Source organism: Streptococcus sp. HMSC062B01 (genome assembly GCF_001811085.1).
Classification (GTDB): domain Bacteria; phylum Bacillota; class Bacilli; order Lactobacillales; family Streptococcaceae; genus Streptococcus; species Streptococcus gordonii.
Map to the genome: position 1 here is coordinate 100,666 of NZ_KZ672780.1, position 23,486 is coordinate 124,151.

Below are 23,486 nucleotides of genomic sequence, written 5' to 3' on the forward strand. Positions count from 1 at the left end.
GCGAGAAAATCGCTGGTTTTTCTATTTTGAATTATAGTTTTTACTTATATCAAACAATAATTTCAATCAATGTCAGTTGAAAAATAAGGTTTTATAGTGACATAAAAAATCAAGGTATAGTTTTAGACTATATCAAAATTAGGGAAATTCCAATTATACAGGGGGTGGATTTTCTGATAAGATAAAATCAAGAAAAATTTTGGAGGACGCATATGTCAACAACTATCATTGGTTTCCCACGTTTGGGTGAATTCCGCGAATTGAAATTTACAACTGAAAAATACTTTAGAAAAGAAATCTCAGCAGACGAACTCTTGGCTGCAGCTAAAGAGCTCCGTGCTAAGCATTGGAATATTGTTAAGGAAAAAGGAATTTCAGAGATTCCGTCAAATGACTTTTCTCACTATGACAATGTGCTAGATGCAGCTTTTCTCTTTAATGTAGTACCGTCATCTGTGCAAGGTTTGGAATTGACTGACTTGGAGCGTTATTTTGCCTTGGCTCGTGGCTACCAGGGCGAAAAAGGGGATGTCCGTGCTCTTCCGATGAAGAAATGGTTCAACACCAACTACCACTATATCGTTCCTAAATTTGAAAAAGAAACTCAAGTAAAACTTGCAGGCCACAAGATTTTTGATGAATTTGCAGAAGCTAAAGAGTTGGGCTTAGTAACCCGTCCAGTAGTGGTAGGGCCATTCACCCTCCTGCAAGTATCTGACTTTGAAGATGGTGTGGCACCGGCTGACTTTGTAGATGCCTTGGTGGCAGCCTATCAAGAAGTCTTTGCAAAATTAGCAGAGCTGGGCGCAAAGCGTATCCAGCTGGATGAGCCAAGTTTGGTCAAAGATTTGTCTGCAGAAGAAAAAGCTCTCTTCTTGGATCTTTATAAGAAGCTTTTGGCAGACAAGAAAGGCTTGGAAGTCTTGATTCAAACCTACTTTGGTGACGTTCGTGATATCTATTCTGATCTTGTAGAGTTGCCAGTGGATGCGATTGGTTTGGACTTTGTTGAAGGTAAAAAAACTCTTGAACTTGTTAAAGGTGGCTTCCCAGCTGACAAGACTCTGTATGCAGGTATTGTCAATGGTAAGAACATTTGGCGCAACAACTACGAAAAGAGCTTGGCTGTTCTTGAGCAAATCCCAGCTGAAAACATTGTCTTGACAAGCTCATGCTCACTTCTTCATGTGCCATTTACAACAGCTAACGAAGAATTTGAGCCAGCTATCTTGAATCACTTTGCCTTTGCAGTTGAAAAATTGGAAGAACTTCGTGACTTGGATGCTATCCGCAATGGTCAAGGTGCAGAGGCTCTTGCTGCTAATAAAGAACTCTTTGCGACGGAGCGTGTGGGTGAAAATACAGAACTTCGTGCGCGCATCGCTGGTTTGACAGATGCAGACTACACTCGTTTGCCAGCCTTCGCAGAACGCGAAGCCATCCAAGAAGAAGCCTTTAAACTTCCAGCTCTTCCAACAACAACAATCGGTTCATTCCCTCAAACAAAAGAAGTTCGTGCCAAACGCTTGGCCTTCCGTAAGGGTGAATTATCACAAGAAGAATACGATGCCTTCCTTGCTGAAACCATCGACGAATGGATCAAATGGCAAGAAGAAGTTGGATTTGACGTGCTGGTACACGGTGAGTTCGAGCGTAACGACATGGTTGAGTACTTCGGTCAAAACTTGTCAGGTTACCTCTTCTCTAAGAATGGTTGGGTACAATCATACGGTATGCGTGGGGTGAAACCACCAATCATCTGGGGTGATGTGACTCGTCTCAACCCAATCACTGTTAAATGGTCTAGCTACGCACAAAGCCGTACTGATAAACCTGTTAAAGGTATGTTGACTGGACCTGTTACCATCCTCAACTGGTCCTTCCCACGTGAAGACATCTCTATCAAGGATTCTACTCTTCAAATTGCTCTTGCTATCAAGGATGAAGTTCTTGACCTTGAAGCTGCAGGCGTGAAAATCATCCAAATCGACGAGGCTGCTCTTCGTGAGAAATTGCCACTCCGTCGTAGCGACTGGTATGAAGACTACCTTGACTGGGCAATCCCTGCCTTCCGCTTGGTACACTCTACAGTAGCGCCAGACACTCAAATCCACACTCACATGTGTTACTCAGAATTTACAGATATCATCCCAGCTATCGACAACATGGATGCGGACGTTATTTCCTTTGAAGCAAGCCGTTCAAATCTTGAAATCTTGGATGAACTCAAAGCGAAGAACTTCCAAACAGAAGTAGGACCTGGTGTTTACGATATCCACTCACCACGTGTGCCGAACGAAGGGGAAATTGACCACACCATCGAAGCGATCCTTGCTAAAGTACCAAGCAAGAAAGTTTGGATCAACCCTGACTGTGGTTTGAAAACACGTGGTATTCCAGAAACCAAAGCTAGCTTGGTTCGTTTAGTAGAAGCAGCCAAAGCGGCTAGACAACACTTGAAATAATCCTCCTCTGACATATTCGTTTATTTTTATGGAGGGCAAACCGAAAATTTAAACCGGAGCTGACAATCCTGCAGAAATTGTTCCTGTAGGATTGTTCTCAGCTTAGCGGTATATCACTGAAAGGAACTTTTTATTTTATGGTTCGTCACCACACACCTAGTCTCTCATTTGAAGTATTTCCTCCCAATCCAGCAGTAGGCAATGAAAAAATAATCCAAGCTCTTCGGGAAATGCAGGATATTGCACCTCACTATATTAGTGTGACTGCTAGCAATAATAAATTTAATATAGAGGAGACAACGGTACGTTTGGCTGACTTCATCTATAATGATTTGAAGATTCCTACCATCGCTCACCTTCCAGCAGTCTATCTAACCAAGGAAATGGTCTCAGATACACTCCAGGCTTTGGACAAGGTTGGGGTGCATAAGATTTTAGCTCTAAGAGGGGATATTTTCCCTGATGTAGCACCCAAGGATGATTTTAAGTACGCGACTGACTTAATTGAGTACATCAAAGAAGAAGCACCGCACTTTGATATTGTTGGTGCCTGCTACCCGGAGGGACACCCTGACTCGCCAAACCAAATCTCGGATATTCAAAATCTCAAGAAGAAAGTGGATGCAGGCTGTTCTAGCCTTGTAACTCAGCTTTTCTTTGATAATGAGCGTTTCTATGATTTCCAAGACAAGTGTACCTTGGCAGGGATTGATATTCCCATTCATGCAGGGATTATGCCAATTCTTAACCGTAATCAAGCGCTTCGTCTCTTGAAAACGTGTGAGAATATCCATCTTCCACGTAAATTTAAGGCCATCTTAGACAAGTATGAGCATGACCCTGAGTCACTCAGAGCAGCAGGACTTGCCTATGCAGTGGATCAGATCGTGGACTTGGTAACTCAGGATGTTGCTGGTGTTCATCTATATACAATGAACAATGCAACAACTGCCCATCATATTTACCAGGCAACGCATACATTTTTCTCTTAATATTAACCCCCTATCCCTTATTCTTCTCAGACTGATAGATATTCAGCATGTCTTGAGTTAGGTCTGGAAGAGAGGGGATTTTTTAGTCTCTGTAAATTTTTATTTATGCATGTTCTTGGTTGTTTTTGATCTCGGAGTATGAAATTGCTTACATTTCTTATAAATCAGCTGAAACAGATTATTTTATATAAAGTTAATTAAATTGTTTCATATTCCAAAAAGTATGGTAGAATGGTAACATAGGAGTTTTAAATCTTATTGATTAACTTCTTTTATATCACACCTATACTTCTACTAGATACAACCTCCTGACCCAATAGAGTATGGAAGTGAAAGAGGGAAAATTAAACAGCTAAATGTTTTATTTTTTGCACTTTTCAGGGGAGATCTTGGGAGAGACCAGGTGTAGATTCATGTTTAGGGACTTAGCTATGGCTAATCAACCCAAATAGAAAGGCGAGGAAACATGACAATAGATTATAATTCTAAGGCTTATTTAGAAAAAGTTGATGCTTGGTGGCGTGCTGCTAACTATATTTCAGCGGCTCAAATGTACCTAAAAGACAATCCACTTTTGAAACGCGATGTAGTAGCTAATGATCTAAAGGCTCACCCAATCGGACACTGGGGAACTGTTCCAGGACAAAACTTCATCTACGCTCACTTGAACCGGACGATTAATAAATATGACCTAGATATGTTCTACATTGAAGGACCTGGTCACGGTGGTCAGGTAATGGTTTCAAACTCATACCTCGACGGCTCATATACAGAGTTAAATCCAAATATTCCTCAAAACGAAGAAGGCTTCAAACATTTGTGCAAGATCTTCTCATTCCCAGGGGGGATCGCTTCTCACGCGGCTCCTGAAACACCAGGTTCTATCCATGAAGGTGGAGAACTCGGTTATGCCCTATCTCATGCAGCAGGAGCTATCTTGGATAATCCAGATGTGATTGCAGCAACTGTTATCGGTGATGGTGAAGGGGAAACTGGTCCATTGATGGCAGGTTGGTTGTCAAATACTTTTATCAACCCTGTTAATGACGGTGCTATTCTTCCAATTTTCTATCTTAACGGTGGTAAAATTCACAACCCAACTATCTTTGAACGCAAAACAGACGAAGAATTGACCTTGTTCTTTGAAGGTTTAGGTTGGAAACCTATTTTTGCTGACGTAACAGCTATTTCAGAAAATCATGAAGCTGCTCATGCTCTTTTTGCGGCTAAATTGGACGAAGCAATCGAAGAAATTAAGAAAGTCCAAGCTGAAGCTCGTAAAGGATCAGCTGAAGAAGCAACTCAAGCTATCTTCCCAGTTTTGGTTGCTCGCATTCCAAAAGGATGGACTGGTCCTAAGTCATGGGAAGGTACTCCAATCGAAGGTGGTTTCCGTGCTCACCAAGTGCCAATTCCAGTAGATGCTCACCATATGGAGCATGTTGATGCCCTTCTTGATTGGTTGAAATCTTACCGTCCAGAAGAATTGTTTGATGAGTCTGGAAAAGTCTTGCCTGAAATCGCTGCGATTGCACCGAAAGGTGACCGCCGTATGGCTATGAACCCAATTACTAATGCTGGTGTTATCAAACCAATGGACACTGCTGATTGGAAGAAACACGCCCTTAAGTTTGAAACTCCAGGTGAGATCGTGGCACAAGACATGATTGAGTTTGGTAAATACGCTGCTGATTTGGTAGATGCTAACCCAGATAACTTCCGTATCTTTGGTCCGGACGAAACAAAATCAAACCGTCTGCAAGAAGTTTTCACTCGTACTAGCCGTCAATGGTTGGGCCGTATGAGACCTGAATACGATGAAGCTTTGAGCCCAGCAGGTCGTGTTATTGACTCACAATTGTCAGAGCACCAGGCTGAAGGTATGTTAGAAGGTTACGTCTTGACTGGACGTCATGGCTTCTTCGCTTCTTACGAATCATTCCTTCGTGTAGTAGATTCAATGGTGACACAACACTTCAAATGGTTGCGTAAATGTAAGACTCATACTACATGGCGTAAGAACTACCCAGCCTTGAACTTGATTGCAACTTCAACTGTATTCCAACAAGACCATAATGGATATACTCACCAAGATCCAGGTATCTTGACTCACTTGGCAGAGAAAACTCCAGAGTACATCCGCGAATACTTGCCTGCAGATACAAACAGCTTATTGGCTGTTATGGATAAAGCCTTCAAGGCAGAAGACAAGGTTAACTTGATTGTTACTTCAAAACACCCACGTCCGCAATTCTACTCAGCTGAAGAAGCAGAAGAATTGGTACGTGAAGGTTACAAGGTTATTGACTGGGCTTCAACTGTGTCTAACAATGAAGAGCCTGATGTTGTCTTTGCAGCAGCAGGAACTGAGCCAAACTTAGAAGCTCTTGCTGCGGTATCTATTCTCCACAAGGCCTTCCCAGAGCTTAAGATTCGCTTTGTTAACGTGGTTGATATCTTGAAATTACGCCATCCATCTGTAGATGCGCGTGGACTTTCAGACGAAGAATTCGACCAAGTCTTCACAACAGATAAGCCAGTTATCTTTGCATTCCATGGCTATGAAGGAATGATTCGTGACATCTTCTTTAACCGTCACAACCATAACCTTCGTGTTCACGGTTACCGTGAAAATGGAGATATCACTACTCCGTTTGATATGCGTGTTATGTCAGAATTGGATCGCTTCCACTTGGCTCAAGATGCAGCAAAAGCAGCACTTGGTGCAGCAGCAGCTGAATTCTCTGCTAAAATGGACGAGACAGTGGCTTACCACAATGCTTACATCCGTGAAAACGGTGATGATATCCCAGAAGTTCAAAACTGGAAATGGGAAAACATTAATAAATAATCTTTGAAAGGCTAGGAATTTTTCCGGCCTTTTTTGTGTATTTGAGAAGCTAATTATTTAAATAAATCATAGAATAGTATCAGAATCTCTAATTATTTCACAAGAAAAGGCTTTCAAATAAGTATACAATAGAAGAAAACTAAATAACTTCACTAAAACAAGTTAATTTAGAGTGAGAAATATACAAATTTTATGTCAAAAACGAGAAGGAAGGGGCTTTATGACGAGAAAAATCATCTTTTTGGATGTGGATGGGACCCTTATCGACTATGATAATCATATACCGAAGTCTGCTGTGGTCGCCATTCGATGGGCGCGGGAAAAGGGGCACCTAGTCTATGTCTGCACAGGTCGCAGCAAGGCTGAGATGTCTCCGGAAATCTGGGATATTGGCTTTGATGGCATGATTGGTGGCAACGGTTCTTATGTGGAGCATGAGGGGCAGGTTGTTCTGCACCAGCTGATTCCGCGAGATGTCGCTAAGAGGCTAGTGGACTGGCTTCAGGAGCGGGGGCTAGAGTTTTACCTAGAGAGTAACAACGGCCTTTTTGCAAGCAGGGGCTTCCGCGAGGCAGCACGACCAGTGCTTCGGACCTACATCCTTGGAAAAGGAGCCAATCCAGAAGAAGTCGTAAATATGGAGGCAGAAGAAGCCCTTCATGGTTTGGTTTATGGTGGAGAGCTCTATCGGGACGACTTGAACAAAGTCAGCTTTATCCTCAAGAGCTACCAAGACCATCTGGACTCTAAGGTGGCTTTTCCTGAGCTCAAGGCGGGTACTTGGGGTGGCAAGGGTGAGCATGCCCTCTTTGGTGACTTGGGAGTCAAGGACATTACCAAGGCGCATGCTATTGACGTTCTGCTGAAGCATCTGAATGCTGACAGGGAGGATACTCTGGCTTTCGGTGATGCCAAGGTTGATATTCCTATGCTGGACTATTGTCAGATCGGAGTTGCTATGGGAAATGGTGGAGAGGAAATCAAGGCCATGGCCGATATGGTGACAGATCCGGTCAGCCAAGACGGTCTCTATAAGGCCTTTGAAAAGTTAGAACTCATCTAAAGGAGATGTGAATGATGGCAAAAACACTTTATCTGATGCGGCATGGGCAGACGCTTTTCAACCTACGCCATAAGGTCCAAGGCTGGTGTGATGCTCCTCTGACCGATTTTGGTATTTATCAGGCCAAGGTGGCAGGGCAATATTTTAAGGATGCCGGTATTACATTTGATGATGTATATAGCTCTACTCAAGAGCGGGCCTGTGATACTTTAGAATTAGTAACAGATGGTAAACTTCCCTATAAGCGTATCAAGGGACTCAAGGAGTGGAACTTCGGGACCTTTGAAGGGGAAAGCGAAGACCTCAATCCACCCCTGCCTTATAAAGATTTCTTTGTGACCTATGGTGGTGAATCACAGGATCAGGTGAGGGAGCGTATGACAGCGACCGTTCTCAAGCTCATGCAGGAGACGGATGGTCAGTCTGTGCTTATGGTTTCTCATGGTGCAGCTATGGCTAATTTTGCTAGGGCTTGGCAGAAAAATTGGCGTCTGGATAGTCTAGGTCACATGACTAACTGCGGGATTTTAAGGTTTACTTTTGAAGATGACCAATTTTACCTAGAAGAGGCCATTGGTCACGATTTTAGCGATTGGGAGGGGAAATGAAAGATTTATATTTGATGCGGCACGGTCAGACCTTTTTCAATCAAGAGGGCTTGGTACAGGGAGCTTGCGATTCTCCTCTGACAGAACTGGGACAGGATCAGGCCCGGCAGACAGGAGCTTATTTGAAAGAGCGGGGCATTCGTTTTGGTCAGCTCTACTCGTCCACCCAGGAGCGGGCTTCTGATACCTTGGAACTTGTCTCTGGCCGGACCGACTATACTCGTCTCAAAGGCATTAAAGAATGGAATTTTGGTCTCTTTGAAGCCCAGCCTGAACGCCTGCAGCCGAAATTTCGACCAGGAGCGACCTCTTTTGAAGACCTCTTCGTCCCTTATGGCGGAGAAGGTGTGGACCAAGTCGGTGAGCGCATGCTGGTCACTCTGACTGAGGTCATGGAGCAAGCAGGAGCAGAGCCAGTCTTGGCTGTTAGTCACGGTGGTGCCATGTGGGCCTTCTATCTCAAGATTGTAGCTCAAGCTCTGGACCCAAAGGTTCGCTTTGGCAACTGTGCCATCTGCCATTACCATTATGAGCAGGGACATTTTAGACTGGCAGAAGTCATTGACCCGTTGACGGGTAGTGCGTATGAGTGTGAAACTTCTCTTTGACAATAAAAAGAGAGGATAAGAAAGGGAAAAGATCAGACTCAAGTTCCTTTTCTAGATATGAAATACAGTCCTTAGAAATATTTTTCAGAGGACTTTTTATTTATCATTCGTCAAAAATACAATATGAAAACAAGCGCTAGACTATTTTCATACTATTAACAATCTAACTAGCCAAATATTTTTTGGAAAGGAACTTGTAGTTGATCTAGATTCTATCTAATGGATTTGTAAAGTCAAATGAGAGGAAAATAGCGAGAAATTCCTTATTTATGAGGGTGTTAGGAGGATTTCTGAACTAATTTCTATTATTTTTCTAAGAGCAATTGTCAGAAATATTAATATTATATTACACTTATATATTTCTACTAATTTTCATTGACTTTAAAACATAGAAAGACTACAATGAAGCCGAGGCAAGCGCTTACAATTTATATAGGAGGTCCAATTATGAGAAACGACAGACAGCAACGCTTCTCTTTTCGCAAATATTCAGTTGGCTTAGTATCCGTGGTAGTCGGATGCCTTTTTTATAGTCCAACTGTCTTGGCCCAAGAATCAGGAGTAAATCCACAACTGGAGCCACCAGCAATCGTCGAACAGAGTTCCGAACTTGTGAAGAAAGAAGATTCAAAGTTGGAACAGCCAGAGTTAGCACCTTCAGAGGCAGATACAAGGAGCCAGGAGTTGCCTAACTCTGAAACGAAGAGTGAGACAAGGAAGACAGATGATGAAGGAGAAAAGACTCAGGTTGTTGATTCTGTCGCAAATGAAAATGGACAAGAAAATAAAACATCGGAGGAAAAGTCAGGAAAGGAAATATCGCCTAATCAAAATAAGATAGATTCAGAGACTCCAAAGAAGGAAGTGCCACTGGACCCTAAAAAGAACGATTCAGAAGCAAGAAAAAATGATGCAAATGTTGAGTCAGATATTGCGAATAAAGTAGATGAGGAAGCTCGTGTTCAAGCCGTAGTCCGTCTGGCAGGAGAAAAAAAGGAGACACCAGTAGGAACTACACAAATTGAAGCTCGTATGCATGAAAATCAACCAATCAAAGCTGCGGTCTTAAAAGAATTGGATGAAAAAGGAATCCAATATAAGAAATTAGCAGATTTTGATCTGATTTTTAATGGTTTTGTTTTAGAAACAAGCTATAAGGAAGCTTTGAAGATTCGTCAGGTAGCCAGAGTTGAAAAAGTTGACATCACACCTCTTTCAACTGCCAACACTCCTCAAGATCTTCCTAAGAAACAAAATACCTTGTTGCCAACCAAGGTTAGTGATGAAAATGAACTAATCAATCTCCAACCATTATGGGATAAGGGGATAAAAGGACAAGGACGTATCGTCGCAGTTCTTGACACTGGTCTTGATTACGAGCATAACTTCTTTAGTTTAACAGATAAAAGCAAGGCCAAATACCAAAATAAAGAGCAGATGGATGCTGCTATGAAAAAAGCAGGAATCACCTATGGTAAATGGTATAACGACAAGGTGGTTTATGCTTATAACTATTCTGATATGAATGATGAGATCAAAGAGGACGATCCTCGCTCACACGGAACTCACGTAGCAGGTTCAGCAGTTGGAAATGCGACCAAACCAGCCCCGACTGGAGAACTACTTAAAGGGGTGGCTCCAGAAGCGCAACTGATGTTTATGCGGGTCTTTTCAGATAAGAAAGGAATGACTGAGCAGGGCTTTATCGTTGCAAAAGCTGTGGAAGATGCCGTTAAGCTTGGAGCAGATACAATCAATATGAGTTTCGGTGGCATTAGTGGTTCAGAAGCTGATACCAATCCTCTTACTCGACAAGCCTTTGAATTTGCTAGAAAGTCAGGTGTTGTCATAAATGCTGCAGCAGGAAATTATGCTGTGAATGGATATTGGCAAGCCAAACCAAAAGCAGATGCTCCTGATACAGGAACAATCGACGAACCAGCCATTGAAAATGGCGTTTTAGCAATCGGAGCCTTTAATAATAAAATCGACCATGTGACAAAGATTCGCTTGGAAATCCCTGCCTTAAAAGATAAGAAAGAATTCCAGAATGGTCTTGTTGATTTACCGGTCTATCGGCTCATTTTCCCTGTTGAAGGTCCGCAGTCTTATGTCCATGTTGAAAAAGGTGGTGAAGAAGCTTACCGGACAGCTTCTGTCAAAGGAAAAATTGCTTTAGTTGAGAGTGGTGGCGATGTTACGGATGAAGATAAGGTAAACTCCCTTCGTCAAGCTGGTGCCAAAGGGGTTTTGGTTTATCAAAATGAGGAACAAGGAGACCAGCTACAAAATCTTCCAATGGGCTATTGGGGTTCCTTCTATCCTGTCAGTGTGCTAGGACATAGTTTAGGTAAAGAATTAGCTGCGCATGCAGGTGAGTATAAGCTGACTTTCCATCAAGAGGTCAAAAAGGTTCCTTATAGTGAAGCCGATAAGATGCTCTACTTCACAGGTTGGGGACTGTCAACAGAAGGAAAACTGAAGCCGGATGTAACCTTGCCAGGTGGCATGATTTATTCTGCTATTCCGAACGGTTCTTACGACATGGATGGCGGGACTAGTATGGCAACTCCTCATGCTGCTGGGGCAACAGCCTTGATTAAGCAGGCATTAGAAGAAAGATTCCCGCAATATAGCCCAGAGCAAATTCATACCTTGCTTCGTCAACTGGTTATGAGTACAGCTAAACCTCACAAGGACAAGGAAAGCAATACCTATTCTTCAGTCCGCCAACAAGGTTCTGGTCTAATGGATGCTGCGGGAGCTGCTTTTGGAAATCTGTATGTAACTGGGAAAGGAACAGATAGTAGTCTGACACTTGGAAATGTTAAAGAAAGCTTTACCTTCGAGGTGACTGTTCATAACTTGTCTAATCAGGCCCAAGAACTCAGCTACCATACTGTTGTCAATACAGATCAAGTTGAAAATGGTCGGATTACACTTCAAATGCGTCAGCTACTGGACCAAAAGGGTGATAAGACTGTCCTTGTACCTCCAATGGGTAGTGTGACAATTCCGATTAAGATTAATACGAGCGCCTACACCAAAGAATTATCCCAACAAATGAAGAATGGTTATTTCTTAGAAGGGTTCGTCTTCTTCAAGGATGCTAAGACGCAAAAAGATTTAGTCAGTCTTCCATATATTGGCTTTAAAGGACATTACCAAGACCTACCAGGTATCGAAAAGCCAGTCTATGAGTTTACAGGTAAGGAAAAACCTTTCTATTACTATCAAGATGAGAAAGCGGAAAATCCAGTCAAGGATCCGGGAAATCATTTTACTGCTTTAGTTAGCTCTATTCGTAGAGATGGCAAGAAAGAGCAGGTTGTTCTTGGTGAAACAGACGGTAAATACGATGGTAACGCCTTGGTATTCTCTCCAAATGGAGATGGGCATTTTGATACGGTTAAACTAAATGCTGTTGTTTTAAGAAATGTTGATAATATCCATTTAGCAGTCTACAAGTCAGACGATACGAAACGTGAACATCCGATTTTTGAACAAGGAAACGAAAGTGAGAAAAAAACTGATTACGGCTGGAGGATTAACGATAGAAGTAGAATCCTTTATGCTAGTCGTTGGACAGGAAAAGACCAAAATAATCAGGTCGTTCCTGATGGGGAATACCAATACGTCCTTACCTACCGTCCAAGTACTCCTGGAGCAAAACCTCAAGAAATCGTTTTGAAGGTCAAGGTCGACAATCAGGTCCCTCAATTAGCGTCAACCAAAGATCTCTATGATCCAAAAACGCGTATCTTTAGACCGGGAACCATTATCGAGGAAGGAAGTGGTCTGGCAGGTAAATACCTATCCTACGAAAAAGATGGGCAAACCATTGAAATCAGCCCGAATCAAGATGGTTCATATTTGATTCCAGAAGGAGTTGATCCAGCAACTGTTCGTTTTTATATTTGGGATAAGGCTTATAATACCAATACTTTAACCCTTGATGGTCAGAACGCTTATAAGTCGGCTGAGAAGGAATCAGGAAAATCAAGAGGAAAAAGAAGTTCTGAGGACGGTCAAGCAGAAGCAACAGATGGAAGGCTGGAAGTTCGTGTTGTTGATGAAGAGGGAAATCCAACCTCTCAATATCCTGAGATGATGCGCTACCAAGTATTCGACAGTAAGGGCAATCGAATTGATAAAGAGTTTAATACTTATTATGAAAGTGAGTTGCCAAGATTGCCATTTGGTAGCTATACCGTCAAAGTAGTTGCACAAGATGAAAACTATTCATGGGTATCTCCAACAACTGTAACGGTTGAGTTGACGAAAGAACATCCTGAAGGCCTAGTCAACTTTGTTTACCATTACAAATCTAAGAATCGATTTAACGTAGTCTTTGATAAGGATTTACCATCTGGAACTAGAGTATTTGCTATTCGTAAGGATAACGGAGAACAGCATGAATTAGAACAAACCCTCTATGAACCAAAGACTTTTGAAAAGATTTTATTAAATGGAGATTATCAGATTCATATTGAACTGCCAAAAGGTTATCGTGCAGTAGAAAATGATGTTTTCTATTCAGTAGGAGAAAAAATCAATCGCTTCTTAACAACATTTGTAGAAGTTGCAGAAGACAATCCGGTTAATCCGAATCCAACACCGAATCCAATCCCAAATCCAGTACCAGATCCAAAACCAGATCCACTCATTCCGGATAAGACATCCGATCCTGGTAAAGGAAAAGAAGTGGATAAAGAAGATCAGCTAATTGCGAAAAAAGCAGACTTGCGTCCAATGTATGTCAAACCAAGTGAAAAGAAGGAAGAGGACATACGAGAAGTCTCTGACTTAGATGCAAAAGAAAGCCTGCCAAAGACTGGACAAGCTGGGGATGGCATGAGTCTGTTAGGCTTGTTCTTGTCACTTTGCACCTTTGGACTCATTCGTAAAAGAGGAAAAGAAAGTCAGGATTAATCACTTAAAGATAGGTTAATAATTAGACAACAGCTGGAAGCAGTCAGGTTTCTTGCTTCCAGCTTAAAAATAAAGGAGTTTTGTATGGAGTTTCACCGAAAACAACGTTTTTCAATTCGAAAGTATGCTATAGGGGTAGCATCTGTATTGATTGGACTGGCTCTTGTTGGACCAATGGTTGCGGCAGATACAGTAACCTCTGAAGAACAAGCCATTACAGCGTCTGCAGTGGATACTGCACAGACGACGGAAGAAAATCATCCTGTCAAAGAGGAAGAAGTAAGAAAACCGGAAGAACCGTCTCTTCCTTCTACTCTTGACTCGGGTCAGACAGAAGGTGTTCAGCCATCTGATAAGGGTAATGAGCCTGTAAAAGAAAGTGGCAATGAGCCCGACAAGGTAAGTGCTGGAAAAGAAGCAGGAAGCAATGTCACTCCTGAACCTGAGAAGAGAAGTGAAAATGATTATAAGCAGCCTGTCCTTGATACCTCAAAGAAAGTAGCTCAGGAAAATATAGAAGAAAAATCCTACAAAGAAGTAGCTGAAGCTCCAAAAAATGAACTGGATGAAGCGACTCCTGTAGAAGCTCTTGTTCGCCTAAAGGAAGAAAAAACACCTGGTGAAAGTCCTCTTACATCTGCTGCAGAAAAGGCTAGACGGATTGAGAAGACAAATCGGGAACACGAGGAATTTTTAAAAGAATTAGAAAAACAGTCTATTCGCTTTAAGAAACTCTATGATATTAATCTTTTGTTTAGTGGACTTGCTTTAGAAACGACTTACGGTGATGCGAAGAAAATTCGAGGTTTGGCGCGTGTCGATGCTGTGGACTACGCTCCGCTTCGTCGGACCAGAGTGGAAGAACCACAACCAGCTGTCGCTTCCCCAACTTCAAGTCCTGCCAAAGTTAGCGAAGAAAACAGTTTAATCAATTTACAACCTCTCTGGGATAAAGGGATTAAAGGTCAGGGTCAGGTTGTAGCTGTGATTGATTCAGGAGTTGATCCTGCCCACGATGCTTTTCGGCTGACGGACATCAGCAAGGCAAAATTCAAAAGTGAAGCTGATATCGAAGCAGCCAAGAAAAAGGCTGGTATTACCTATGGTAAGTGGTACAACAACAAAGTCGTCTATGTTCATAACTATAGTGATATGGATGATAATGTAAAAGAAGAAGATCCGATTTCACATGGTGCCCATGTGGCTGGGACTGCCGTAGGAAATGCTTCTCAACCATCTCCAAACGGGGAAATTTTCCGCGGGGTAGCTCCAGAAGCTCAGCTCATGTTTTTGCGCGTCTTTTCAGATACGAAAGGTGGACAAGTCCAAAACTTTATTTATACCAAGGCTGTGGAAGACGCTGTGAAGCTTGGGGCTGATACTATTAATATGAGTTTAGGAACTGCCTCAGGCTCCATCTATGATGTTGGTGAAATCACCCGTCAAGCCTTCGATGAAGCTCGCAAGGCGGGAGTGACCATTACTGTTGCTTCTACCAATATGGCAACCAATGGTTTTTGGCATAGTAAGCCACTTGCTACAACACCTGATTACGGGATGACAGGGACACCGTCAGTCAATCCAAATGTCATTTCTGTTGCTTCAATCAATAGCTTGACTAAACACGTTTCAACGGAAGCAAGCTTAACCGTTAAGGAGCTAGTCGGTTCTACAGAATTTCCTGATGGTAAAATTCCAATGCATTCTTTTGTTGAACGAGATGGTTTCCGGACGACCATTCCACAAAGTTATATCCATGTGGAAAATGGTGGGCTGGAAAACTATCAAGGAGATCAGATTAATGGCCGTTTGGTTTTGACTGAAAGAGGCGGTCAGGTCTCAGACGTTGAAAAAGTCAAACAGCTGAAAGCAGCTGGAGCGACTGGAGTGGTCTTCTATCAGACAAAAGAGCAAGGAGAAAGGCCTACTCCATTTGATTTAGAAGGTTTAGGGGAGCGTTTCCCTGTTGGTGTAATCGGCCACCGAGCAGGAGAACTTTTATCCCAACACGCCAGTGATTATCAACTGAACATTGCCAACAAGTTTAAGCGTGTACCGTATGAAGCAGCTAAACAGATGTCAGACTTTTCATCCTGGGGCTTATCAGTTGATGGTGACTTGAAGCCAGATGTGACCTTGCCAGGTGGAATGATTTATTCATCTGTTAATAACGGTGAATACTATATGGACAGAGGGACAAGTATGGCATCTCCTCATGCTGCAGGGGTAACAGCTTTGGTCAAGCAGTCTTTGAAAGAGCGCTTCCCTCATCTGACACCTGAACAACTCCAAATCCTCGTCAAGCAAATGACGATGAGTACAGCAGTTCCCCATGTGGATGAAGAAACAAAGGCTTATTCTTCTGTCCGTCAACAGGGGGCTGGAGTCATGGATGTGACAGCGGCTGCTCTAGGTGATTTATATGTCACTGCAAAAGGCGAAAAGAGTAGCTTGACCTTGGGAAATGTCAAGGACACTTTCGAGTTTGATGTGACAGTTCATAATTTATCTGATCAGGAAAAGACGGTCACCTACGAAACAACTCTTCAGACGGACCAAGTTGAAGATGGGAAATTTACGCTCCACCCGCGTCTTTTAGAGACCTTGACTGGTAAAGAAACCGTCACTGTTCCAGCTCATGGTCAACGGACTATTCGTGTCTCAGTTGATGCCAGCAAATATCAATCCGAGCTGAGCAAACAAATGCCAAATGGTTATTTCCTAGAAGGATTTTTCCTTGTTAAAGATGCTAAGAGCAACCAGCATTTGGTCAGTCTTCCTTATGTAGGTTTCCGAGGGGAATACCAAAATCTACGAGGAATTGAAAAACCGATTTATGAATATACTGGCTCTGACAAACCTTTCTATTACTATAAGGACAAAACAGACTATCCAGATGGCAAGATTCCTGATGTGGAAGAGCGACATCCAGATAATCATTTTACATCCTTGATCAGCTATGTGTACGAAAACGGCGAATCTGTAGCTAAAACACTGGGACAGGATGGCGAAAAGTTTGATGGGGATCAACTCTACTTTTCACCAAATAACGATTCTAGTTTTGATAGTGTGAAGGTAAAAGCTGTTATGCTCCGCAATGTCGAAAATGTTCATCTGACAGTTTACAAGAAAGAAGACACAGAGAGAAAACAACCCATTTATGAGATCGGAAATGAAGTTCATAGAAAAACGGACTGGAGCTACCGAAGCGGAAACAGAAGTGAAGAATTCTATGAAATTTCTTGGGAAGGTTTGGATAATGATGGGAATCGGCTTCCAGATGGAGAATATCAATTTGTCATTTCCTACCGTCCATCAGCCTCAGGTGCTAAGAAGCAGGAGTTGAATTTCAAAGTTAAAATTGATAATACAGCTCCAAGCATCGAGACGGGTAGCGCCCACTATGATCCTAAGACAAGAGTTTTCCGTCCTGGAAAGATTATCGAAACAGGAAGTGGAGTCGCAGGTACCTATCTGTCATACACTAAAGATGGAGAAACGCACGCCTTGACTCCAGAAGAAGATGGAAGTTATGTCATTCCTGAGGGAGTGGATCTTTCAACGATTCGTTATTCAGTTTGGGATAAGGTATACAATACAGCTGAACTAGACTTGCAAGGAAATAAAGTAGAGACTAGCGAAGACCTAACAGCTCAGGCAGCGTCGGTCGCTGAAGAGCCAACATCAAGTCCAGAAAACAAAGAGACTCCTGACAAGGGGACCTTGGAGCTTGTCTTTACAGACAGTAGTGGAGAGGTAATTAATTATTATCCATCAATTGTGCGTTACCAAGTCTTTGATGATCAGGGGCGTGCTGTAACTGGTGAGTTTAATTCGTCCTATAATGGTGGCAGCTTCCCAGAGCTTCCATTCGGCACTTATACAGTCAAGATTACCCTTTCTGATTACCATTATGATTGGGGAACTGATCTAGTGAAAAAAGTGACAGTTTCTCCTGAGGATCCTCATCCAAAAGTCACCTTTGCTTCGCGCTACTTATCTGAGAATAAGTTGACAATAGGGTTTGACAAGCCAGTGCCAGAAGGAACTGTTGTGAAGACTATTGATGAGAAAGGGGTTATCCGTACACTTGCTCATAGTATTTATGATCTTCTGAGTTTTGAAAGCATGCTGATGAATGGAAACTATCGTATTCATGTTGAGCTTCCAGCAGGATATCGTGCAACTGAAAATGACTTTATCTATGAAGTCACAAATAAGATTAATCGTTATGTTTTATCCTATCTGAAGGAGATGGTGATTCCGACGCCTGATCCAGATCAAGATAGTGGAATAATTGTAAAACCAGATAGGAAACCAGGAGTCCCGGCTCCTACAAATCCGGATAGTCGTCCTACTTTTGAAACAAATAAAGCTAGTGAAAAAGTTGCAACAGCTATGCCACTAACGATTAACTATAAAACAGCTTCTAGTAAGCAAGAAGAATCTGGTGTCCTTCCGAAGACAGGACAAGAGGACCAAACTTCTCTAGCACTCAGTCTCTTTGGAATAACTTCGCTAGCATTGGCCGGAATGGTCATTCACAAAAAGCGTGAAGAAAGCGAATAATCTATAGGAGAATTAAAAATATTTTAAGTTAGCTTACCTACATAAGAAACAACCGGAGTCATTTTAGACTCCGGTTGTTTTTGTTATATATTTAATCAATAAGATTATTTTCTTCTGTCCAGACGCTTCTAGTAAATAATATTGAGAGTACAGCTAATACAAGAAAGGCGATGCTAGTATAGATATAGGGCTGATCCAGCTTCGTGGAACGTCCAGATAGATTAACAATGCCTCGGAAAAGGACACCCGCCGTGAGAGTAGCAACTGCTGAGTTCCAGAGGTTGAGGCTGAGCCTTGAGAGGTTGGGAATAATCTTGAATAGGATTAATAAGAGGATGCCTCCAACTAAAGGAACTGCATAGAGATAGTGCATATAGGTAGATGTTTCGCCAAAGCTGAAAGATTCATAGATACGGCTAAAGGCAAAGAAGAAAATACTTAAGAGAGTATAGACAAGAGCTGTCTTCTTGAAACGTTTTTTGCTTGGATTAGTAACCGATGTAGACAATGTCGCTCACCGCCCTTTCTGAAATATTTCCATTGGTCGTTGGTTTATTGATTACTTGACCGTTAAAGTAGAGTGTAGAAGATCCGCCACCGTCAAGGTTATAAGCAGTCTTGACGCCATAAGATTTCATAACTTCAGCTAACTCATAGAGGGATAGTCCCTGACTTTCTGAGGTCCGGCCATCTGACACGATAATAATATAGTGGTTTTCGTCGATAATACCGATGGCTGTACGTGGGTTAGAAGACATGGATTGACCAACTTCAGAATTAGTGTCAACAACAATCTCACCGTTTTCTACCAAGGATGGACCAAAGGCTAGGAGGTTAACAACTCCGTCTTTCACCAGTTGTTCTGCAGATGTTTCGTCCTCATAAATGATCTTAAATGAGCCGTCCTTGTAAATCGCCAAATCACCATTGCTGGAGTCTTCTCGGACAGTATCACGGTAGACAACTCCGTTTCGGATTACATAGCCAGTAGAGTTAGCTCCGTAGTAGTCACCGTTGACAGCTAAAATAGCATTGTTGTTGGCAGCAGTGATTGAGGTTTTGGCAGTGACATTGGTTCCATAAGTATTTTGAGCCAAAGCAGTTTTCAGATATTCAGCAGAGCTGACCGTTATATCAGCAATATAAACCTGAGTATTGCTGACTGTTTTTTCCGTCAGTGTAATGGAGATATTGTCATCACTATAGCTAGTATCAGACGTGCTAACATTGGTTGCCGTTGTACTGGCGCTACTACTTGTAGTATTGGCTTTAACAGTTGTGATGGACTCTGATAAGACAAAGGTTTTGAGCATAGAGTAGCTGAAGGATGCAGTCAACAATAAGCCAAAAAGACTAGCATAAACATAAGATTTTTTAAATAATTTCATGATACGGTGTGGGTCCTTTCTTTAAAAATAAACTTCTTTTGGATAAGCCAAGAGAGAGAAAATAGCAGAATGCCGACCAAAATCTTAACGAGTAGAAGGTTGACTCCAAAGACAGCGTAGAAGAGTCTGATTAGAAGGGTGTCTAATATAAACAAACCTAGAGCCAGGCCAAAATAGCCACTTCCTGTTTTTGCAATGCTATCCTCATTTTTAAAGACGAGCTTTTTATTGGCGGAGTAATTAAAAATAGAGCTGGTAACGCGGGCAATCCCATTGGCAAGTAGAATACGCAGAGTTGTCGGCACAGCTACCAGAAAGAGTAGGGCGACAGCGTAGACTAGATAGTCCACAATGAAGCTACTTAGTGAGGATAGAGCAAACTTAAACATATCTTTGTAAATCATTAAGCCATCTTGAATGGGTCTAAAATGGGAAGTTTTATTATCATTGATGTAGACGGTCTCGATCGGAACTTCCACGATTGGATAAGCCTTGCAGGCTTGCAGAAGCATATTCATTTCGTATTCATAGCGTTGACCTTCAATGGAAAGCATAAAAGGAAGCATATTGCTAGTGAAGGCACGAAGGCCAGTCTGAGTATCCGAAACAGCAACGCCAGTTTGTTGCTTAAATAACAGACGGGTCAGACTATTTCCAAATCGACTTCGTAGAGGGACCTTTCCGGTAAATGAGCGTGCCCCTAAGATTAATTTTTGAGGTTGCTCATGGGCGGCATTGGCAACACGCAGGATGTCCCAGAGCTTATGCTGCCCATCTGCATCTGCTGTGACAATGACACCGTAGTGACCTTGAGACTGAATATAGCGAAAAGCTGTTTTCAGAGCTTGTCCCTTGCCTTGGTTAAGAGAATGATGCAGGACCGTAGCATACGTTGCTGCTTGTTCAAAGACACGATTACATGAGGCAGAACTGCCGTCATTGATTACGATTACTTCAAAGTCACTCTTTTCACGAACTTTTTTTATTAAGCGAATGAGATTGTAATCTGGCTCATAAGCTGGAATAACGAGATAATCCATAAGCTGTACCTCTTTCTTAGATGTTTGATAGATAAGATACAGAACAGTATAAAGAGCAGCCCTTAAAGCTAACTGATATCAGTTTTCTTTAAGTTTGGCTTAATATTTGTTTAAGGAAAAATGGTCGAGAGGCAAGAAAAAAGAGGGAGGCCAGACTACTTGTTTAAACAGTTAGTCTGGTCTCACCTCGTTAAGAGACAGAAGTCAGAAATTTTGTACTTTTGATCCATTATTCCAAAATTAACATGCCTTCTTTAATAGCAAATGGATCTGTCTCGTTAATCCGATCGTAGAACATGATACCGTTGATATGGTCAATTTCATGTTGGACAACGATAGCCTTGTAGCCCTTGAGTTTGACCCGATGCTTCTCACCATTTTTATCGAAGTAATCTACAGTGATACGCGCATGTCGAACTACATAGCCAGGGACGTCGCGGTCGACTGATAGGCAACCCTCTCCATCAGCCAAGGCCGCATCTTGGACAGAATGGGCTACGATTTTAGGATTGTACATAACCTCTTTCAGAGCATAAGCTTCTTGGGGTGAATTGCCGTTTTCATCCTCAGGGTTAGGTAAGAGAACAGCGATGATCCGGCGGGAAATATCAAGCTGTGGAGCAGCCAGTCCCACACCACCACGCAATCCAAGTTTTTCAGCCATGACTGGATCTTGTGAGTTGTGTAGAAACTGCATCATTTTTTCACCCAAAAGAATATCTTCGTCCGCTAAGGGAAAAGAAACTTCCTCAGCAACAGCACGTAAGGTTGGATTTCCTTCGCGGATAATATCCCTCATATCAATCAAATGAGCTGGTTTAATAAGTTTTTCAATAACAGACATCTTCTCTTTCCTCGTTCTTTCTATAAGATACTATATCACAAAACAGACTAGAAATAAAGAAGACGACTTGATGATGAATTTTTCTAAATAAACAGATTGCGTCTTTGTGCAAAAAACTGTATGATACTAATAGTGTGTTATTGAAGGGAAAGAAAATGAAAAGAACAATGGAAAAAATCAGTATCTTGAGTCTATCTTTGGTACTGACAACCTCTTTTTCAATCTCCAGTGCCTTGCCGGCCATGTTTGATTTTTATAAGGACTACCCAGCTGATAAGGTTGAGCTTTTGGTGTCCCTGCCCTCTATAGGGATTATGGTCATGCTCTTGTTGAATGGACTGATTGAGCGTTTCTTATCTGAGAGGATCATGATTGTGACTGGCTTGCTGATTATGTCTGCTTGCGCCTTTGTCCCCATTCTGAATCCATCCTATAATCTAGTCTTTCTTTCCCGTTTAATTTTTGGCTTGGGGACAGGCTTGATCAATGCTAAGGCTATTTCAATTATTAGCGAGCGTTACCAAGGTCATGAGCGCATACAGCTCTTAGGCTACAGAGGATCAGCAGAAGTAGTGGGGACAGCCCTTCTGACCCTGGCAGTCGGCCAACTTTTGCGCTTTGGCTGGACAGCAACCTTCCTTGTTTATACCTTCTGCTTTTTGGTTTTGGGACTTTTTCTCCTCTTTGTTCCTTATGAAAAAGGGGAAGTTCATCAACATAAGCAGGCCAAGAAAGAAAAAATGACAGCTGGTCAGTTCCGCTTTACCTTATTATCAGCTTTGGTGGCTGGGGTAATTGTACTCAGTAATACAGCCATCAACTTGCGCGTGCCTAGTCTAGTGTTGTACCATCAAATAGGGACAGCGCAAACAGCCAGTTTGATTTTGAGTGCTATGCAGTTAATTGGAATTGTGGCTGGTGTTAGCTTTGCTCCGATGGTTGGGATTTTTAAGGACCGTTTACTGACGATTATTGGAATTTGTTTTGGCTTGAGCTTGATTTTGATTGGTCTTTCCAGCAATATATGGCTGTTAGCTTTTAGTGCCCTTTTTGCAGGCTTTACCTACAGCATCACTTTGACGACCGTTTTTCATACAGTGTCAGAAAAGATCCCCCCTCATCTAATTAATCAGGCTGTTTCAATTACTGTTTTAGGTTGCAGTGGTGGTGCCTCTGTGACGACATTTATCCTTTCTTTGATTGGTCATCTATCTCAAGCTCCGCTTTTCATTTTCTCTGCTCTAGGGGTCATCATGATGGTCATAGCAATGCTAAGTTACAATATCACAAAGGAATAATATGCGCCTAGATAAATTTTTGGTAGAAAACGGTCTTGGTTCTCGAAGCCAAGTGAAGGAAGTTTTGAAAAAAGGTTTGGTTTTGGTCAATGGCAGAGAGGAAAAATCTCCCAAAACTCAGATTAACGAGATGGCAGATGAGGTTGTTGTTTCTGGTCAAAAGTTGACCTATGAAAAATTTGTTTACTATCTTCTTAACAAACCCAAGGGCTATATCTCAGCAACAGAGGACGAACGGCATAAAACTGTTCTGAATTTGTTGGATGAGACTGCCCGTCAGAAGGAAGTCTTCCCTGTCGGGCGCTTGGATATTGATACCCATGGTCTGCTCCTTCTGACCAATAACGGTAAGCTAGCTCATGCTATGCTGTCACCCAAAAAACACGTAGAGAAAATCTATCGAGCTCAAGTAGTTGGCTTGATGAATCAATCAGATGTGGAGAGGTTTGCTAGAGGGATAGAGTTGAAAGACTTTACCTGTCAACCGGCTCAACTCAAGATTGTAGAGCTGGATGAAGAAAAAGAGACCTCTCTCGTAGAAATTACCCTAGCTGAAGGTAAGTTCCACCAAGTCAAGCGCATGGTGGCTGCCTGTGGAAAAGAAGTTACGGATCTTCAGCGCCTCTCGATGGGACCCCTGCAATTGGATCCTGAGCTTGCCCTCGGAGAATGGCGTCGTTTAACGGAGGAAGAGCTAAAATCTTTGGAGAGATTTCAGCTAGAGCTATAATGAATTTAATTTTATAATATTGTCGCACCTTCGAGGTTGGAATGAAAATCTGACTTCGAGGGTGCTTTTGATTTTTGCAAAATTTTTGCAAAATAGTG

14 protein-coding genes are annotated in these 23,486 nt (G+C 42.2%); 10 read left to right on the plus strand and 4 right to left on the minus strand.

What is annotated here, in order from left to right:
* Positions 1-212: 212 nt before the first annotated feature.
* From metE to HMPREF2780_RS03920, 8 genes are all read left to right on the plus strand, one after another.
* Entirely contained in the window at positions 213-2,465 is a 2,253-nt protein-coding gene (metE, locus tag HMPREF2780_RS03885; protein WP_096754792.1) for a 5-methyltetrahydropteroyltriglutamate--homocysteine S-methyltransferase, read from the plus strand.
* 137 nt (positions 2,466-2,602) lie between these two features.
* Complete coding sequence (metF, locus tag HMPREF2780_RS03890; protein WP_048777364.1) at positions 2,603-3,457, plus strand: methylenetetrahydrofolate reductase [NAD(P)H]; 855 nt, start codon at positions 2,603-2,605, stop codon at positions 3,455-3,457.
* Between the two features lie 466 nt (positions 3,458-3,923).
* Positions 3,924-6,308: a phosphoketolase family protein gene (locus HMPREF2780_RS03895; RefSeq protein WP_045505493.1), complete on the plus strand. Its 2,385-nt coding sequence runs from the start codon at positions 3,924-3,926 to the stop codon at positions 6,306-6,308.
* Between the two features lie 220 nt (positions 6,309-6,528).
* On the plus strand, positions 6,529-7,371 hold the full coding sequence (locus tag HMPREF2780_RS03900) for an HAD family hydrolase (protein ID WP_233994376.1): 843 nt from the start codon (positions 6,529-6,531) through the stop codon (positions 7,369-7,371).
* 11 nt (positions 7,372-7,382) lie between these two features.
* Positions 7,383-7,979 carry a histidine phosphatase family protein gene (locus HMPREF2780_RS03905; RefSeq protein WP_096754790.1) on the plus strand — a complete coding sequence of 199 codons (597 nt, stop codon included), beginning with the start codon at positions 7,383-7,385 and terminating at the stop codon, positions 7,977-7,979.
* On the plus strand, positions 7,976-8,587 hold the full coding sequence (locus tag HMPREF2780_RS03910) for a histidine phosphatase family protein (protein WP_096754789.1): 612 nt from the start codon (positions 7,976-7,978) through the stop codon (positions 8,585-8,587). The genes HMPREF2780_RS03905 and HMPREF2780_RS03910 overlap by 4 nt, the downstream gene beginning before the upstream one ends.
* A gap of 447 nt (positions 8,588-9,034) precedes the next feature.
* Complete coding sequence (locus HMPREF2780_RS03915) at positions 9,035-13,519, plus strand: SGO_0316/SGO_0317 family LPXTG-anchored serine peptidase (protein ID WP_105026199.1); 4,485 nt, start codon at positions 9,035-9,037, stop codon at positions 13,517-13,519.
* A gap of 84 nt (positions 13,520-13,603) precedes the next feature.
* Complete coding sequence (locus HMPREF2780_RS03920; RefSeq protein ID WP_105026200.1) at positions 13,604-18,088, plus strand: SGO_0316/SGO_0317 family LPXTG-anchored serine peptidase; 4,485 nt, start codon at positions 13,604-13,606, stop codon at positions 18,086-18,088.
* A 91-nt stretch (positions 18,089-18,179) separates the two neighbouring features.
* On the opposite strand, the gene HMPREF2780_RS03925 is transcribed toward HMPREF2780_RS03920, so the two are convergent.
* The 4 genes from HMPREF2780_RS03925 to def all read right to left on the minus strand — a co-directional run bounded on the left by HMPREF2780_RS03925 (position 18,180) and on the right by def (position 21,360).
* On the minus strand, positions 18,180-18,596 hold the full coding sequence (locus tag HMPREF2780_RS03925; protein WP_045634367.1) for a hypothetical protein: 417 nt from the start codon (positions 18,594-18,596) through the stop codon (positions 18,180-18,182).
* Complete coding sequence (locus HMPREF2780_RS03930) at positions 18,577-19,476, minus strand: phosphodiester glycosidase family protein (RefSeq protein ID WP_045634366.1); 900 nt, start codon at positions 19,474-19,476, stop codon at positions 18,577-18,579. The genes HMPREF2780_RS03925 and HMPREF2780_RS03930 overlap by 20 nt, the downstream gene beginning before the upstream one ends.
* Positions 19,473-20,516, minus strand: coding sequence for a bifunctional glycosyltransferase family 2/GtrA family protein (locus tag HMPREF2780_RS03935; protein WP_045634365.1), 1,044 nt, complete (start codon positions 20,514-20,516; stop codon positions 19,473-19,475). Before HMPREF2780_RS03935 ends, HMPREF2780_RS03930 begins: the two co-directional genes overlap by 4 nt.
* 229 nt (positions 20,517-20,745) lie before the next feature.
* Positions 20,746-21,360, minus strand: a complete 615-nt coding sequence (gene def, locus HMPREF2780_RS03940) for a peptide deformylase (RefSeq protein WP_045634364.1) — start codon at positions 21,358-21,360, stop codon at positions 20,746-20,748.
* 155 nt (positions 21,361-21,515) lie between these two features.
* Here def and HMPREF2780_RS03945 point away from each other — a divergent pair, with 155 nt between their 5' ends.
* Positions 21,516-22,658 carry an MFS transporter gene (locus HMPREF2780_RS03945; protein WP_053794176.1) on the plus strand — a complete coding sequence of 381 codons (1,143 nt, stop codon included), beginning with the start codon at positions 21,516-21,518 and terminating at the stop codon, positions 22,656-22,658.
* Between the two features lies 1 nt (position 22,659).
* Positions 22,660-23,388 (plus strand): pseudouridine synthase, encoded by a 729-nt coding sequence (locus tag HMPREF2780_RS03950; RefSeq protein WP_061593480.1) that lies wholly within the window; start codon positions 22,660-22,662, stop codon positions 23,386-23,388.
* Positions 23,389-23,486 lie beyond the last annotated feature (98 nt).